General features: G+C 33.6%; 15 protein-coding genes. 14 read left to right on the top strand and 1 reads right to left on the bottom strand.

The features are described 5' to 3' along the window. The first annotated feature begins 16 nt into the window (after positions 1 to 16). The 11 genes from BUB95_RS09790 to BUB95_RS09740 all read left to right on the top strand — a co-directional run bounded on the left by BUB95_RS09790 (position 17) and on the right by BUB95_RS09740 (position 11,451). Positions 17 to 1,822 (top strand): acyl-CoA dehydrogenase family protein, encoded by a 1,806-nt coding sequence (locus BUB95_RS09790; RefSeq protein ID WP_073085970.1) that lies wholly within the window; start codon positions 17 to 19, stop codon positions 1,820 to 1,822. A 122-nt stretch (positions 1,823 to 1,944) separates the two neighbouring features. Next, positions 1,945 to 3,123, top strand: coding sequence for a nuclear transport factor 2 family protein (locus BUB95_RS14330; RefSeq protein ID WP_200777205.1), 1,179 nt, complete (start codon positions 1,945 to 1,947; stop codon positions 3,121 to 3,123). A gap of 86 nt (positions 3,124 to 3,209) precedes the next feature. After that, a complete protein-coding gene (locus BUB95_RS09780) occupies positions 3,210 to 4,253 on the top strand; it encodes a DUF6090 family protein (protein ID WP_073085969.1) in 1,044 nt (347 codons plus the stop codon). Positions 4,254 to 4,307: 54 nt separating this feature from the next. Continuing rightward, the gene (locus tag BUB95_RS09775; RefSeq protein WP_073085967.1) at positions 4,308 to 6,113 is read left to right on the top strand and encodes a potassium channel family protein; all 1,806 of its coding nucleotides are present in this window, start codon (positions 4,308 to 4,310) and stop codon (positions 6,111 to 6,113) included. Between the two features lie 2 nt (positions 6,114 to 6,115). After that, the gene (locus BUB95_RS09770) at positions 6,116 to 6,826 is read left to right on the top strand and encodes a DUF6090 family protein (RefSeq protein WP_073085965.1); all 711 of its coding nucleotides are present in this window, start codon (positions 6,116 to 6,118) and stop codon (positions 6,824 to 6,826) included. A 28-nt stretch (positions 6,827 to 6,854) separates the two neighbouring features. After that, positions 6,855 to 7,598 (top strand): DUF6090 family protein, encoded by a 744-nt coding sequence (locus BUB95_RS09765; RefSeq protein WP_073085963.1) that lies wholly within the window; start codon positions 6,855 to 6,857, stop codon positions 7,596 to 7,598. A 40-nt stretch (positions 7,599 to 7,638) separates the two neighbouring features. Continuing rightward, a complete protein-coding gene (locus BUB95_RS09760) occupies positions 7,639 to 8,142 on the top strand; it encodes a RidA family protein (RefSeq protein WP_083573365.1) in 504 nt (167 codons plus the stop codon). Between the two features lie 114 nt (positions 8,143 to 8,256). Beyond that, complete coding sequence (locus BUB95_RS09755; protein ID WP_073085961.1) at positions 8,257 to 9,000, top strand: DUF6090 family protein; 744 nt, start codon at positions 8,257 to 8,259, stop codon at positions 8,998 to 9,000. Positions 9,001 to 9,038: 38 nt separating this feature from the next. Further along, the gene (locus BUB95_RS09750; protein WP_200777214.1) at positions 9,039 to 9,785 is read left to right on the top strand and encodes a DUF6090 family protein; all 747 of its coding nucleotides are present in this window, start codon (positions 9,039 to 9,041) and stop codon (positions 9,783 to 9,785) included. A gap of 121 nt (positions 9,786 to 9,906) precedes the next feature. Then, positions 9,907 to 10,629 (top strand): DUF6090 family protein, encoded by a 723-nt coding sequence (locus BUB95_RS09745; RefSeq protein WP_143185587.1) that lies wholly within the window; start codon positions 9,907 to 9,909, stop codon positions 10,627 to 10,629. 63 nt (positions 10,630 to 10,692) lie between these two features. Then, complete coding sequence (locus tag BUB95_RS09740) at positions 10,693 to 11,451, top strand: DUF6090 family protein (RefSeq protein WP_073085955.1); 759 nt, start codon at positions 10,693 to 10,695, stop codon at positions 11,449 to 11,451. 91 nt (positions 11,452 to 11,542) lie between these two features. Here BUB95_RS09740 and BUB95_RS09735 read toward each other — a convergent pair whose 3' ends face one another. Continuing rightward, the gene (locus BUB95_RS09735; protein WP_073085953.1) at positions 11,543 to 12,874 is read right to left on the bottom strand and encodes a M24 family metallopeptidase; all 1,332 of its coding nucleotides are present in this window, start codon (positions 12,872 to 12,874) and stop codon (positions 11,543 to 11,545) included. A 50-nt stretch (positions 12,875 to 12,924) separates the two neighbouring features. On the opposite strand from BUB95_RS09735, the gene BUB95_RS09730 reads away from it, so the two are divergent. The 3 genes from BUB95_RS09730 (at position 12,925) to BUB95_RS09720 (ending at position 16,296) form a co-directional block, all read left to right on the top strand. Beyond that, a complete protein-coding gene (locus BUB95_RS09730; protein ID WP_234969256.1) occupies positions 12,925 to 14,073 on the top strand; it encodes a DUF6265 family protein in 1,149 nt (382 codons plus the stop codon). Positions 14,074 to 14,155: 82 nt separating this feature from the next. Continuing rightward, positions 14,156 to 15,487 (top strand): M28 family metallopeptidase, encoded by a 1,332-nt coding sequence (locus tag BUB95_RS09725; protein WP_073085951.1) that lies wholly within the window; start codon positions 14,156 to 14,158, stop codon positions 15,485 to 15,487. 5 nt (positions 15,488 to 15,492) lie between these two features. Continuing rightward, positions 15,493 to 16,296 carry a M23 family metallopeptidase gene (locus tag BUB95_RS09720; protein ID WP_073085949.1) on the top strand — a complete coding sequence of 268 codons (804 nt, stop codon included), beginning with the start codon at positions 15,493 to 15,495 and terminating at the stop codon, positions 16,294 to 16,296.

Raw genomic sequence — 16,296 nt, 5'->3', positions numbered from 1 at the left:
ATAAAATATAAAAGTTATGGAAGCGACTCAAGAAAAAGAAATCCTTCGCGGCGGACAATTCCTCGTTAAGGAAACCAAATGCGAAGATATCTTCACACCAGAAGATTTCAACGAAGAACAAACAATGATGAAAGAAGCGGTTATGGAATTTAACGACCGCGAAATCATTGCACATAGAGAACGTTTTGAAAAGAAAGACTATGCCTTTACAGAAGAATCCATGAAAAAAGCCGGAGAATTAGGTTTCTTAGGCGTTGCGGTACCAGAAGAATATGGCGGATTAGGAATGGGCTTTGTCTCTACAATGTTGGTTTGTGATTATATTTCTTCGGGAACAGGTTCTTTTAGTACAGCTTTCGGAGCGCATACAGGTATTGGTACCATGCCAATTACTTTATATGGTACGGAAGAGCAAAAGCAAAAATATGTTCCAAAATTAGCTACAGGCGAATGGTTTGGTGCTTACTGTTTAACTGAGCCAGGTGCAGGTTCTGATGCCAATTCTGGTAAAACAACTGCAGAATTAACTGCAGATGGAAAGCACTACAAAATTAATGGACAAAAAATGTGGATTTCTAATGCAGGTTTCTGTCAATTATTCATTGTTTTTGCGCGTTTAGAAGATGATAAAAACATTACAGGATTCATCGTTGAGAATGACCCATCAAACGGTATTACTCTTGGCGAAGAAGAGCACAAATTAGGTATTCGTGCAAGTTCTACACGTCAAGTATTCTTTAACGATTGCTTGGTGCCTGTAGAAAATATGTTGGCTGGTCGTGGCGAAGGTTTTAAAATTGCCATGAACGCATTGAATGTTGGTCGTATTAAATTGGCCGCTGCTTGTTTAGATTCGCAAAGACGTATCATTACTACTGGTGTACAATACGCAAACGAACGCAAGCAATTCAAAACACCAATTGCCGACTTTGGAGCTATCAAAGCAAAGATTGCAGAAATGGCAACAAGTGCATATGCAGGCGAATCTGCATCATACAGAGCAGCGAAAAACATCGAAGACCGCATTGCAATGCGTATTGCAGCAGGTAATACTCATCAAGAGGCTGAATTAAAAGGTGTTGAAGAATATGCTATTGAATGTTCTATCTTAAAAGTTGCCGTATCAGAAGATGTACAAAACTGTGCAGATGAAGGTATCCAAATTTTTGGCGGAATGGGCTTTTCTGAAGAAACACCAATGGAAGCGGCTTGGAGAGATGCGCGTATTGCACGTATCTACGAAGGAACTAACGAAATCAACAGAATGCTTTCTGTAGGTATGTTAGTTAAAAAGGCTATGAAAGGTCATGTCGATTTATTAGGTCCTGCAATGAAAGTGGCAGACGAGCTTATGGGAATTCCTTCATTTGATGTACCAGACTATTCTGAGTTATTCTCTGAAGAAAAAGAAATGATTGCAAAGCTTAAAAAGGTCTTCTTAATGGTAGCAGGTTCTGCTGTACAAAAATATGGTCCAGACCTAGAGCAACACCAACAGTTATTAATGAATGCTTCTAATATCTTAATTGAGATATATATGGCAGAGTCAGCAATATTGAGAGCTGAGAAAAATGCAAAACGTTTTGGAGAAGACTCACAAGAAGTACAAATAGCTATGGCAAGATTATACTTATTTAATGCTGTTGAAATTATTAAGAAAAACGGTATTGAAGGCGTTGTATCTTTTGCTGAAGGCGATGAGCAAAAAATGATGTTAATGGGGCTTAAGCGCTTTACAAAATACGCTAACTATCCTAACATTGTTGCTTTACGTAACACTATAGCAGAAAAAGTAAAGGCAGAAAATAAGTACTGCTTTTAAAATAGAGTGATTAAATCTCATAAAAGGTTTAAGTTTAATTAGATGTGAAAAGTCGGATTGTGGTAATAGCAATTCGACTTTTTTATTTGTGTATATTTAGATTTCAAAAAAACTGAAAGTCTATGAAATCTATAGTATACATTCTCTTATTTGCATTTGCAACCACTACTCTAGCGCAGAATACCGAAGTCTATCTCTTTGATATAGCCAATTCAGATGGAAAACTAACGCTTACCAACAAAAGAAATATTTCTAACAACAAAGGCTATGACAATCAACCAAGTTTTTATAACGACAATTTAGTCAGTTTTGTTTCAACAAAAAATGGACAGACAGATATTGCATTCTACCATTTAAACAAACAAATGGTATCTTTTGCTAATTCTACACCAAATGGTGGTGAGTATTCACCTTTGAAAATTCCAAATTCAAAAGATATATCAGCCGTAAGACTAGATAACGATGGCAAACAACGTTTGTATCGTTACGATTTTAGAACAGGAGAATCTACAGAATTGGTTAAAGATTTAGTAGTAGCCTACTATACTTGGTACGACGAGAGTACAATTGTTGCCGCCGTTATAGAAGAAAGCGGACTTAATCTTTATGTGATAGACGTCAATACTGGTAAAAGCCGAAGAGATGCCATTAATGTTGGGCGTTCCTTTCATAAAATACCAAATAGTAAACTGGTAAGTTTTGTAGAAAAACGAGACGACAAGTGGACTCTAAAATCACTCAACCCAATTACTAGTGAAACTAGAGATATTTTAGAACTCCCAAATAAAACAGAAGATATTTGCTGGCTTATTGATGGAAGCATCGTTATTCCTATCAATAATAATGTCTACTTATTCAATCCAAAAAAGGACAAACAGTTTAGACTTTTAGCAAATTTTGACGATGATAATCTTCAGAAAATAACTCGTATTGCAACAAATGAAATAGGAACCATGCTGGCCTTAGTTTCAGAAATTTCACCAGAAGAGATTGTACAACAGCAATTAGACGCTTACAATGCTAGAGATATAGACGCTTTTATGGCCACATATTCAAACAATATAAAACTCTATAATTTTCCTAACGAGTTACGTACAGAAGGCCAAGAGGCAATGAAAAACTCATACAAAGGCTTTTTTGAAAATACACCAGACCTTAACTGTAAAATATTAAAACGTATAGTTACAGGAAACAAAGTTATAGACCACGAATTAGTGACCGCTAATGGCAATACGTTTAGAGCTGTTGCAATCTATGAAGTTGAAAACGGACTAATAAGTAAAGTAACATTTGTAAGATAATGTAACATTATACTATCTTTAAATACAAATAGTTAACTAGCCAAAACTACCACCATCTTAATTTGCTTTCAACCTAAAGAAAGTAAATGATTAAATTTTTTAGGCGAATCCGCCAGCAACTTCTCTCTGAAAATAAATTTTCAAAGTACCTCCTATACGCCATAGGCGAAATAGTTCTTGTGGTTATTGGGATTTTAATTGCGTTACAGATTAATAACTGGAATGAAGCTAAAGCAAATGAAGCGCGTTTAATAAAAATATTAAAGGAAATAAGACTAGACCTAGAAACAGATGTTATTAATTCTGAAAGGATTTTAATTTCCGGTAAAGAAATAGATTCGTTATCTAGATTAGTTTTAGTTAACAAATTCTCAAAAGAAGATTATAAAGAGAAAGGTCCAAGAAACTTATTTTGGGTAGGTCTACAATTTCAGTCTTTCGATTATCAAAAAACAGCTTTTACAAAGTTTGAAAACTTTCAAGGTATTATTCCAGAAAAGTACGATGCTATTCTAAAAGATATAAATTATTATTACAACGATGTTGGTCAGCTACACGATGATATTTACTTAAATCTTAGACAACAAATAAAAGACCGCCATGACTATTTGGCCAATACTACAGATTGGTACCATAAAATGAGAGCTCATGAAGTAACTGAGCAAATGGTTGATTTTTATGCAAATAATCCTATTTACAAAAATTGGGTGTCTCAGCATATAGGAGATAATACAGCTGGAAAATATGGGACAATAAATGCATTACAAACCAATGGATTTTATCTGCTTCAACAAATAAACAATTTACTAAACGATTCGTATAATTTTAAAGATTCAAAAATCATAAAAAAATATGGTAAGCCTATACCATATGCAAAAGAGTTGGTAGGTAAGTATAGAGCAACAGATACTAATTGGGAGTTTACCATCACAGAATTAAACGGCTACACATACAACGACAAGACAGATATTTTAAAAGAGAAGTCTAAAGATACTCTAATAGGCAAAGACGACGATAGCTTACAGACCATAGTTGTAAGAGATAAGGACGGAAAAGTTATAGGCTTAAAACTAATAAAATCTAACGATACAACCTTTTTAAGAGAAGCCACTAAAATAAAAGATAATTAAAACTTTTAAATAAATATAACCCTGCTTCACTTATGTTTCAATTATAGAATTGATATGAAAAAAACAATTTTACTTTTTATACTATGCTTTTCTCTGAATAGTTTTTCTCAAGATGAGACCTCTAAAGAATACTCGTATTCTGAATTTTTTGAATTGATAAAAAAAGAAAAGGATACCATTTTTATACTCAAAGATGCTATTGTAAAATATGATTCGATACAAGATAAAGAATTTTTAGCACCTGATTATTCTATATCGCGTAATGCGAATAAAGCATATGATAAGGAAAGACACATTGTTAATAAGGCCATAGTATTAGAGAATGTTCAATTTATCGTTTACCAAGATTATAAAGCTGACGTAATGAGTAGCATCCATAGCATTGTTTTTGAAAAAGATGTGACTATTCTCAATTCATTTGAGTTTGCTTTTAGTAATTGTATTTTTAAAAAAGCTTTTAAACACTCAAACTTTAAATACCCCAAGTTTGAAGTTTTCAAAGAGAAATATCCTGCTGCTACCGGAAGTACTTATATTTATCAATCTCAATTTCTTGGCAGTTGCAGAATCATAAATAGTTCAACCAACCTTGAAGATAAAAATGATTTTGGATGGCAATTTGTAAATAACACATTTGGCGAAAAATGTTCTAGAATATACATTGGTAACTTTTTATTAAATTTTGTTGATTTTAGCTATAATACATTTAATACCTCTTACCCACATTATATTCATATTGAACAATTAACACAAGCTGTAATTGAAAACAATACATTTAATAATGGGTTACCTCAATTTTATTGTATTGAAATAGATGAACTTATTTTTAAAGACAATGCATTTAATGTACCGTCTTTAATAAACTTTAAAGCAACCAATAATGTTAATTTTATTGGAGTAAATCAATTTAAATCAACGACCAGTTCTTTAGATGGGTTTGATGATTATAAACGAAGTCTAAACCAATGGATTAACTTTACGGATATAAGCAACTTTGACCTCTTTAATAATTATAATACAAAAGAAAAAATACAAAATCCCACAACTTACCAATATGAGCTAGACCAAAAAAGTGTGTTCTACAATTACTTTAAAGAGAAGCACAATACAGTAGAAGCTAATAAATTTTATGTAGAAATTAAAGAGCTAGAAAGTCAAAGAATCGCTTATGAACATAATTTAAACCCTACATTCAATACGTTTTTTAAGCTTCAGATTAATAAATTTTTAAAGCTATTCTCAAATTATGGTACAGAGCCAGAAGGTGCTGTAGTTGTATCAATCTATGTTATCCTATTATTTGCATTAATTTACCTCTTCTTCCCTAACTCTTGGGACAAACACGGTAAAAATCGCATCATGGACCGTTACCGCTTTTTTACCAAATACATGAGCAAAGACGCTGGCATGCACGATGTCTACCTAGAAGAACAACAAGATGAGCTTTTAGCATCCGAAGATTTTAAAACCTATATGCTTAAGGCAGAAAAACACATTCCTAAGTTTTTTATAGCTACTGCTCTACCCTTATACAGATGGTCTGTCTCAGGTACTAAACTCTCAGCTTCTTTTCTAAAACGTGTAGATATCATGAAAGGCACTTGGAATGAGTTGCCAAAATCTAAGCGTGTCTGGAAATCCATTTTGTTAGTAGGCGCATTTTTAATAGCCATTGTATACGATATCTTCATAAAAATACTCAACGCCCTAATGCTCTCTATAAACACCTTTACCACTTTAGGCTTTGGAGAAATCCCTATTAAAGGTTTACCACGCTACTTAGCCATAATACAAGGGTTTATTGGGTGGTTTATGCTTACCATATTCTCAGTTTCGTTAATCTCGCAACTACTCAATTAATTATGATAAAATTCTTTAGAAAGATTAGAAAATCGATGTTAGATCAAAACAAAACAGGAAAATATTTAAAATACGCTATTGGCGAAATTATTCTGGTGATTATTGGAATTCTAATTGCACTTCAAATCAACAATTGGAATGAAAATCAAAAAATTGAAAGTGAATTGCAAAGTTCACTAGTAAATATGATAGACGAGCTGCAAGAGAACATGAATTTCTTTAGCGAAGAAGGTGAAAGTTTCCAAGAACGCCTAGAGAAAATTCAAAAACTCATGAACAACGAAGCCACGGATGATGATTTAAAGGTGTTAATTAATTATATCGCTCAAGATGTTAATGCCAAACCCTTCAAGAGAGTGTTTGAATTAATAAAAGACAACAAACAACTCCACCTAATTGAAGATGAAGAATTAATTAAACAAATAAATCAGTTTTATGAACACACGCTCCCTGACGTCTATAAGATAGCTGCATGGCATGACGGTTTTGTAAGCAACAATATTGACCCCTATGTCCTAGAAAATATACCTCTTGAAAATGGATTAGTAGACCCTAAGATTTCAAGAAAACTTTTAAAAGAAATTAAATTTAAAAACATCTTAACCTATCAAAGTATTATTTATGAAGGCTATGTAAAATCGTGCACATTTATAGTAGAGCAAGCACAAGAATTAAGAAATATGATAACATCTTATCTAAAACAGCATGATTAAACTCTTCCGCCAAATACGATATAAACTTATGAGCGAAAACAAAACCAGCCGCTATTTTAAATACGCCATAGGCGAAATCATTTTGGTGGTTATTGGAATTTTGATAGCACTACAGATTAACAATTGGAATCAATACAAAAAAGACCAAAAATTAGAACAACAATACTATTGCAGATTACTGGAAGATGTTAATCAAGATTTAGTAAACTTCAACGATTATGTTCATTTATTGAATGAAAAGATAGCTACAAATAACACATTAATCCAAAGGTTACAAGACCAATCAATGCCTTTAGATAGCATTGCACCACTTGTTCTAAAATCTATAAAGTATTCTATTAGAGACGCTAAAGCTACAACGGATGCTTTTGAGGATATCAAATCGAGCGGAAACTTAAACATTATCAAGGATTTATCTCTAAAAAATCAATTAGCAGACTATTACAAGACTTTAGCAAATACAAGTGCTGTAATAGAAAGTAGTGGTTTGGCAATTACAGACAAACGCTTTTTTGAAAGTGAAGATTTATTAAGTTCTGGATGGATAAAATTAATCGAAGATTTTAATACAATTGATACCACAAAAGTCAACTATGAATCACTCAAATCTAATATTAACTTCACCAAAGAAATCAGAAAAAATATGTTGAATGATGCTATATTTTACTTAGGTATTAATTCAAGAAACAGACAACTATTAATGCGACTCGAAAAAGAAATAGTAGCAATGATTGAAATACTCAATTCTAAATGTAAAAATGCTATTGATTAAACTTTTCGAAAAATAGACTCAAAACAAAACGAACTGAATTATGAAAACAATTAAAAACCTTATTTATCTCTTCACTTTTATTTCACTGACTATGGCCATTCAAGGTTGTGACCAACAGCAAAGAGAAAAGGAAAAAGAAGTCATCATTAAATCCGAGAAACCCGAATATTTTCAATTACGACCAGAAGTAGAAAAGGCTTATGGATACACACACGCTGTAAAAATTGGAAATAACATTAAAATTTCTGGCGCAGTAAGTATGGATGATGAAGGCAACCCAACTGCTATTGGCAATATAGAACAGCAAATGAAAAACTGTTATGCAGATTTAGAAAAAATACTAAAACACTATGGTTGCACTTTTGATGATGTAATTAAAGAAGACATCTTCACCACTGATATGGCACAAATGCTTGAAAAATCTGGTTACAGAGCTGAAATTTATAATAATGGATTCCCAACAGGCTCATGGCTTGAGGTAAAAGGATTAGCATTACCAGAATTTATGGTGGAGATTGAATTGGAAGTACACAAACCTGAATAAGAAATAACGATGGTAAAATTCTTCCGATTATTGAAACACAATTTTGCATTTGTAAAATCAAATGTCCAGTGGACATTTGGTGAAGATAGCCGCTTGCGGAAAAAAACTTAACGGATGATAAAACTCTTTAAGAATATTAGAAGAAAGCTACTTGCTGAAAACCGTTTTAACAAATATTTACTTTATGCCATAGGCGAAATCATCTTAGTAATGATTGGGATTCTTTTGGCACTTCAGGTAAATAATTGGAATACCACACGATTATTAAAGTCTAAAGAGCAGGTCTATTTAAAACAAATTAGAATTAGCTTAATTGGCGATTTAGAAAGGATAAAAGAAGTAAAAGAATTTAATGCTTTAAAAGCCTCAAAAATAGACTCAACCTTTATGATGTTTGAAAAAACGTCTAATCCTGAAAAATATGTACCTACAATTGTAAATCATATGTATGTAATGAATGAATTTGATGTTTTTGAACCGAACACTATTGCTTTTGAAAATATGATAACTTCAGAAAATATTGATTTGATTACAAATATGGAGTTAAGAAATAACCTTTCACAATATTATCAAAGAAACTTTGTGAATAGTACCCAAGAACGCGTTAAAGAAAAAACACGACAATTTGTAGACGATATCTCTCCTAAAATAGGCAACCGACAATTGTTAAAACAATTCAGGCTACGAGATTCTCATTTACCCAATATTTCAGAGGTTAACATACATAGCGATAAACAAGTTTATTCTAACCTGATAATTATGGATTTAAGTATTGATGGTCAAAATAAACTTTTAGACACTACTGCTGAAGAAATAAGACGATTACTGGATTTAATTGATAATAATCTAAAATCATAAGCATGATTAAGTTATTCCGTAAAATTAGATTCGACCTCATGAAACAAAATAAGATGTCAAAATACTTTAAATACGCCATCGGCGAAATTATTCTTGTGGTTATTGGTATTCTCATTGCACTTCAAATTAACAATTGGAATGAACAACGCAAAGAAAATAGTAATGAGCAAGCCATATTAAAAAGACTTGAAAAGGAATTTATATCTAATAAAGAACAACTTCTAGATAAAATTGAGTTCAGAAATACTTTGATTGAGAGTTGTAAGCAATTATTAGACTATTTTGACAACCCAGAAAACGCTACACGCGATAGTATCCTTGTTTATTTAAGCACCATTCAACCACCGACTTTTGACCCTATACAAAACGACTTAGTAAGTTCTGGAACTATAGAAATTTTGAAAGATGAAGAATTAAAACAGCTGCTTGTTAACTGGAGCACTGATGTGATTCAACTACAAGAAGTAGAGCGCATATTTCTTAGATTTTGTGAACAGAGATTCTATCCCTATGTAAATGAAATAGATATACAGCGTGATGTAGCATATAACTTTTTTAAAGACATACCTAAAAACTTGTTAGAATCTAAACAAGTCGAAAACCTTATTCCAGGAAAATCAAAACTCATTACAAGAACCACTAATGAACTTTTGACAGACCCAAAATTAGAAGGTAAGATTGCGTGGGCATTAACCCTAAATATGTTTAATAATCAAGAATCTGAAACCTTAATGAAACGAATAAATACCATCCTAAAAGCTTTAGATAAAGAAATTAAGAGATAAATGATAAAATTTTTTAGACTATCCGAAATAAAAGGTCTTGCAGACCTTTGATAAGGATACAAATTGAAAAATAGAATATAAAACTATGATTAAGTTTTTTAGAAAAATTAGATATAACCTTATGAGTGAGAACAAAACAGGTCGCTACTTTAAATACGCAATTGGCGAAATCATCCTCGTGGTCATTGGAATTTTAATTGCATTACAAATCAATAATTGGAATACAGAACGATTAGAACGAAAAACCGAAACCGAATATTACTGCCAATTGTTAGATGATTTTGAATTGGACAAAGCAGAATTAAAAGGACTTATTGATGCGTCTAAACAAAGAGTAGAAGTAGCAAAACAGTTGCTTTTAGATATAGATGCTCAAACCAAAACTAAAGAAGAAATTCTATTGACTTTTTTCTTTGCGTTAAGGTCAGACGCTTTTATACCAAGCAAGTTGGCGATAACAGACTTAACCTCAACTGGAAAACTTAGTCTGATTAAGGATAAAACATTGAAAAAGAAACTGTTTGAACATTATGAGAATTTAGATAATAAATCAGAAATAGCTAAAAGTAATAGGATATCAAATTCTGATAAGCTTTTATCGAATAATGTTATAGAATTTGGTTGGCAAGATTTCTCTGGCTTAGAGTTAGATAAAAATATACGCAAAACACTACCAAGTTTAGATTGGCATTTAGACAAAAACAGTCCGTATTACAAAGATTGCCAAGAATCACTAATATTTTCAATAGGTATAAATTTTCGCGAACAAGAGTTATATAATAGTATACTAACTGATATTGAACCGCTTATTAAAGAATTAAAATTAAACTGTAATAGCAATTAAATGTGCTAATCAATTAAAATAACAAGCTTTATCCCGATAGCTATCGGGACTAATCAAAAAACGATGATAAAACTCTTTAAAAGTATTAGAAGAAAGCTACTCACTGAAAACCGTTTCAACAAATATCTATTGTATGCCATTGGCGAAATAATATTAGTTGTCATCGGTATTTTAATTGCCTTAGGCATAAATAATTGGAATGAAAACAGAAAAAGCAGTATCCAAGAAGTTGAAGTCCTAAAAAGTCTGCGGAACAATTTGCAACAAGCCGAAAAACAATCTAAAGCACTTATTAACCATGAAACTGAAGTGAAACAAATTCTTATCGAATCTATAAATACAGCAAACGAAAATAACAGGTATCATACAAAACAAATTACGGATTCAATTTTTAAAATAGCAGTTTGGGATTTACAAAGAGACTTACCAACGTTAACAACATACTTGAATCTAAAAAATACCAACCAATTAGGTTTGATAAAAAACAAAGTAATAAGTGAAAAGTTTACGCAGTTAGATTTTAAGTATAACAGACTATCAGACATATTAAATGATAGATTGAATGTTCAAGAAATAAGAATTGACAATATTTCAGAAAACGAAATCAACTTTATTCCATTAATAAAATCGGAAATTCCTGAAATTGATTCAGCAAACGAAATAGCAACAGATTACATAGAAATCCTTAAAGATAAAAACGTAAGAAATCTTCTTGGGATGAAACTCACCTTAACACAAGATATTTTAACCCGACGATTAGAACTCGATACCGAAATTAAAGAACTGCTACAACTTATAGATGCACAATTGAAAATTAGATGATTAAATTTTTCAGAAATATCAGAAAATCACTTATCAAGCAAAAACAAATGAAAAAAATATACTAACTAGCTTTATAATTTTAGTTACCTCTTTAATTAACTATCAAAATCAATTCCTCCTGCGGAGCAATTAGATATTCAGCACCGTTTTCTTTTACAACAGCCATTTCCTCTACCGATATGGTTTTTGTACCACCATCCTCAAGTTTCCAAGCGTGGAAACCATCAAAAGCAAAGGTCATTCCTTCTTTTATGATTTTTTCTGATGCTGGTCTTACATGAGACGCTTGAGAGCCGCCAAGATTTGGCCCAACATCATGCGCTACATAACCCACTGGATGTCCTGTGCTCCACATCACATAATCCGAGCCTGCTTCTTTCATAAGTACACGTTGTGCCCTGTCAACATCCACACCTTTTACGCCAGGTTTCATAGCTGCAAGCGCTGCACGATTTCCTGCTTTACCACTTTCCCAATAATGCAAAATATCATCAGGTGCTTCTGTTTCGCCATCTTTTAAAACATAAGCAAAACGCTGAATATCACTAACCCAACGGTCGTAAACTTTTATACCAAAATCTATTTGTATCACATCGCCTAGCATAATTACTTTGTCCGTTGCGTGTGAATGTCCGCGATCAGCGCCAGAATTTACATTCGGGTTTTGGTCTGGTGCCCAGCCATCTTTCACACCATATTCTACCATTTTTTGCTTTAAAAATTTAGCAATATCGGCATCTGTAGATTTGCCTGGAATCACTTGTTTATAGGCTTCAATCTGCCAGTCAGCAGTCAACTGTGCCGCTTTGCGAAGAATCTCGACTTCTTCTGGTAGTTTTATAGATAGCCATTCGTAAACAACTTCTGTAGATGGTACTAAACGGTAAGAATAATCGCCTAATAATTTTTCTAAATTCTGTCGTTGCGAGTACGATAGTCCGTCTGCCATAGCGTTGCTCTTAGACGAATTAACAGCTATAGTTCCAAATTCTTTTTCTTTTATAAAATCTACTGCCATCGTCACCGCAGATGTACCACGCTCAACACTCACAACCTCATCGTGAATGTCTAAATCGTCTAAAGCTGTAGCTTCACCAGATGGTGAGAATACTTTAGAATGAAATCCATTTTCGTCATTATAAAACAAGAACACAGCAGTACCTCCAGCATTTTCGCCTCCGATATGGTCAGCAATTGGGTCGTTATTATTTTCTCTACAGATAATTAACCAACAATCTACTTCTGCATTTTCAAGTGCATTTGGAAGTAGTGTATTGATACGCTTTTTTCTAATCTCTGGCCAAGGGCTTTCGCCCCAATAGGTTTCAGGATTTATGGTTGTTGTTTCAGCAGTTGTTGAAACAGTGTTATCAACACAGCCAAAAAATAGAATTACAAGTAATACCAGATAAAATCGTTTCATTTTTTAACTTTATAAAATCTTAACGAAGATAAGTATTAATCAAAACTCGCATGAAGCAATTTTCAATTTTTCTACTGCTTATGTCCTGCTCACTAATCGCTCAAGAACAAAAACTAGAGCCAAAATTAGAAAACATCGCTTGGATTTCTGGTACGTGGCATGGTGAAGCTTTTGGTGGAAAAACCGAAGAAATCTGGAGTGAGCCGTCAGGTGGTTCTATGATGGCAACCTTTAAATTAACAGTAGATAACAAGGTGCAATTTTATGAAATAGAAATTATCCGTGAGATAGAAAACTCACTTGTCCTTCAACTCAAACATTTCAATAACGACCTTAAAGGCTGGGAAACCAAAGACGAAACCATAGACTTTCCACTAAAATATATTACCAAAAACAAAGTCGTATTTGAAGGCATGTCATTTGAAAAAGTTAGCGATACAGAGATGAATGTTTACGTTGAAATTAAAGCGGAAGATAAAGTTGAAACCGTAAAATTTAATTACAAAAAACAAATACCCGTAAAAAAGCCAGTCAACCAACTTATAGAAGTAAAAAAAGCGGCTGTAACTCCAATAATTGACGGAAAAGCTAATGAAGCTGTTTGGGGAAAATCGGAATGGCAACCAATAAATCAGTTATGGTTAGGAGAAGCCTATTCACAAGTAGATTTTCAAGGACGCTATAAGCTAGCTTGGACAGAAGATGCCTTATACCTTTTGGCTGAAATTACTGATGATATTCTTCTGGATAAAGAAAAAGACCCGTTAAAAGCGTGGTGGGACGATGACTGCTTAGAGATTTTTGTTGACGAAGACAATAGCGGTGGAAATCATCAGTTTAATCATAACGCCTTTGCTTATCATATAGCCTTAGATGGTAATGTCGTAGATATGTCAACAGAAGAAAAGGGAATACTTTTCAACTCTCACATAACATCAAAACGAATCACTGCAAGAAATCAATCGGTTTGGGAAGTGAAAATTTCTTTATATGATGACACCTATAACGAATCTGAGACTAATTTCCCCGTAAAATTAAGCGCCAATAAAAATGTAGGTTTTGCCCTTGCCTATTGCGATAATGATAATAGTGCCACTCGCGAAAACTTTATCGGCTCTGTAAAAGTTGAAGGTGAAGATAAAAACCGTGGCTGGATTGACGCTAATATTTTTGGCACGCTTTTACTTGTAGACGACTAAAAACAGATTAACGTATTAACAAATCTTTAAACACAAAGCTTTAGCGAAAGCCTTATTTTTAGGCTTCAAAACACTAACTCTCATGAAAAAAATTATTTTAGGACTTGCCTTATTTGGCTTTACAATAAATCAAGCTCAAACCGACCCAAAACTTTACGATATTATTGATGCTGTTTCTGAAGAACGCTTAAGAAACGATGTGAAAACCCTTGCCGATTTTGGTACACGTCACACCTTAAGCGACACCTTATCGGACACACGCGGTATTGGCGCAGCGCGTCGTTGGATTAAGTCTGAGTTTGATAAAATTTCTAAAGATTGTGGCGATTGCCTAGAGGTGTTCTATCAAAAAGATTTAGTTGAAAAAGGCACTAATCAACGCATAGTTAAGGACGTTATGGTGGTTAATGTCGTCGCTATACAACGCGGCAACAAATATCCAAATCGTTTTATTATTATGAGTGGTGATATCGATTCACGAGTGTCAGACCCAACGGATTTTACATCAGATTCACCAGGTGCCAACGATAACGCTTCAGGTATGGCTGGCGCTATAGAAGCTGCTCGGGTATTATCTAAATACAAATTTGATAGCAGTATTATCTACGTAGGTCTTTCAGGAGAAGAACAAGGCCTCTTTGGCGGTCAAGGATTAGCAAAATATGCACAAGACAACAATTGGGATATCGTAGGAATTTTAAATAACGACATGATTGGAAATATTAAAGGCGTTGATGGCGTGATTGACAACCGCACATTCAGAATCTTCTCAGAACCAGTACCTGCAAACGAAAGTGAACGTGCACGTCGTGCAAGACGGTTTTATGGTGGTGAAGTTGATGGGATTTCACGTCAATTGGCGCGCTATGTGCATAAAACTGTGAAGACGTATATGCCAGAGATGAATCCAATGATGGTCTACCGCTTAGACCGATTTGGCCGTGGCGGACACCACAGACCTTTCAACGATGTTGGTTTTGCGGGAATCCGTATTATGGAAGCACACGAAAATTATACGCAACAACATCAAGACATTCGTACAGAAGATGGCATTGATTACGGTGATACCTTTGAGCATGTTAACTTCCCATATTGTAAAAAGCTAACCGCTGTAAACGCAATAAATTTAGCAAGCATTGCCTCTTCTCCACCGGCACCAAAAAACGTAGGTATTGGTGGAATAGTTCAACCTTCTGCTAAATTTAGCTGGGATAGAGTTGATGGCGCTGTAGGTTATAAAATTTATTGGAGAGATACAACCTCACCTACTTGGGACAATAGTCGCTATGTTGGAGATGTTAGTGAATATACCTTAGATGGTATTGTCGTCGATAACTTCTTTTTCGGCATCGCGGCTGTGGGTAAAGATGGTCACGAAAGTCTAGTAACGTTCCCTAATAAAATTATTCGCTAGTAAAAATGAAACGGTGTTTCTTTCTGCTCATATTTTTTATTTCATTGGTGGTAGGTTGCTCAAAAAAACTTACAGCGCCAAGATTTATAAAATTTAAGGTTGAAAATGATTCGCTTTTAGTGATTTCAAAAAATCACTTGGTTTCTCCCATGTATGTAAAAGTTATTAATAGAGAGACAGATGAAACACTTTTTAAACAATTAGAACCCAAAGAAGAAGAACAAATTTTCGGATATCGTCTTACGGAAACAGACTCCAATTCAGTTTTAAAAAAGTATAGATTTTTAGCTTATTATGGCAAATATCCATTTACAGAATACGATACCAATTATGTTTATACGCTTCCGTTTCAGAAAGGTTACGAGTCTAAAATAATTCAAGGCTATGATGGCGATTTTTCTCATAAAGGCGCTTTTTCTTCAAAATGTATAGATTTTGACATGGCTATTGGAGATACAATAGTAGCCGCAAGAGATGGGGTTGTAGTTAATGTTGTCGCCAAACACAATAAACAAGGAGTTACTGAAGATTTTAAAAATTACGGAAATTATGTGATGCTATATCATGAAGACAACACATTTTCACAATATGTGCATCTAAAACAAAATGGAAATTTGGTAAAAATTGGTGACTCCGTCAAAGCCAACCAACCTATTGCATTATCAGGTTTTACGGGATGGACGACCGTTCCGCATTTACATTTTGGTGTTTACAAACCAACTGCGGACGGATTAGTATCAATTCCCGTAATTTTAGACTCTATTCCAGCAAAAACATTAAAACGAGGACTTATCATTTCAAAAAAATAA

The sequence above is a fragment of the Winogradskyella jejuensis genome, assembly GCF_900129745.1.
Lineage (GTDB): Bacteria > Bacteroidota > Bacteroidia > Flavobacteriales > Flavobacteriaceae > Winogradskyella > Winogradskyella jejuensis.
The sequence above is the reverse complement of the archived record's forward strand: the minus strand, read 5'-3'. Positions and strand labels throughout refer to the sequence as shown.